We start from the raw sequence: 1,368 nt of genomic DNA, 5'->3' as shown, positions 1-1,368 counted from the left end.
GCGCGTTCACGCTGCTCGCCGTCGACGCCGCGGTGCCCGGCGCGGTGGTCGGCGCCCGCCGCAACTCCCCGCTCGTCGTCGGGCGCGGCGACGGGGAGAACTACCTGGCCAGCGACGTGGCCGCGTTCATCGAGCACACCCGGGAGGCGGTGGAGCTCGGCCAGGACCAGATCGTCCTCATCACCGGCGACACCATCGAGATCACCGACTTCGCCGGGCAGCCCGCCAGCGGCAAGGACTTCCACATCGACTGGGACTCCTCCGCCGCCGAGAAGGGTGGCTACGACTGGTTCATGCTCAAGGAGATCGAGGAGCAGCCGCAGGCCATCGCCGACACGCTGCTCGGCCGGCTCACCGACTCCGGCGAGATCATGCTCGACGAGGTCCGCCTCAGCGACCAGGATCTGCGCGACGTCGACAAGATCTTCATCGTCGCCTGCGGCACCGCGTACCACTCCGGCCTGGTCGCCAAGTACGCCATCGAGCACTGGACCCGGATCCCGTGCGAGGTGGAACTGGCCAGCGAGTTCCGCTACCGCGACCCGGTCCTCGACCGGTCCACGCTGATCGTGGTGATCTCGCAGTCCGGCGAGACGATGGACACCCTGATGGCGCTGCGGCACGCCAAGGAGCAGAAGGCCCGGGTGCTGGCCATCTGCAACACCAACGGCTCCACCATCCCCCGCGAGTCCGACGCGGTCCTCTACACCCACGGCGGGCCGGAGATCGCCGTCGCCTCCACCAAGGCGTTCCTCACCCAGCTCGTCGCCTGCTACCTGATCGGCCTGCACCTGGCCCAGGTGCGCGGCATCAAGTTCGCCGACGAGGTGGCCGCCGTGGTGGCCCAGCTCCAGGAGATGCCGGGCAAGCTGCGCGAGCTGCTGGAGCGGATCGAGCCCGTCCGCGAGCTGGCCCGCGACCTGAAGGCCGAGCCGACCGTGCTCTTCATCGGCCGGCACGTCGGCTACCCGGTGGCCCTGGAGGGCGCGCTCAAGCTCAAGGAGCTGGCGTACATGCACGCCGAGGGCTTCGCCGCCGGCGAGCTGAAGCACGGCCCGATCGCGCTGATCGACAAGGGCACCCCGGTCATCTGCATCGTGCCGTCCCCGGTCGGCCGCGGGATGCTGCACGACAAGGTCGTCTCCAACATCCAGGAGGTACGGGCGCGCGGCGCCCGGACGATCGTGATCGCGGAGGAGGGCGACGAGGCGGTCGTCCGCTACGCCGACCACCTGATCTACGTGCCGCGTACGCCGACGCTGCTCGCGCCGCTGGTCACGACCGTGCCGTTGCAGGTCATGGCGGCCGAGATCGCCGCCGCCCGGGGGCACGACGTGGACCAGCCCCGCAACCTGGCCAAGTCGGTGA

The 1,368-nt window shown here is 70.2% G+C and carries 1 protein-coding gene; it reads left to right on the top strand.

Going from position 1 to position 1,368, the window contains the following annotated elements:
- Window positions 1-1,368 (top strand): glutamine--fructose-6-phosphate transaminase (isomerizing) (glmS, locus tag AB0B91_RS66065; protein WP_358343247.1); only part of this gene is annotated, 1,368 nt, incomplete at both ends.

Source organism: Nonomuraea sp. NPDC049141 (assembly GCF_040648415.1).
In the GTDB taxonomy this organism is placed as follows: Bacteria; Actinomycetota; Actinomycetes; order Streptosporangiales; family Streptosporangiaceae; genus Nonomuraea.
Note: the sequence above shows the minus strand (reverse complement) of the source record. Positions and strands in the feature narration are given on the sequence as shown.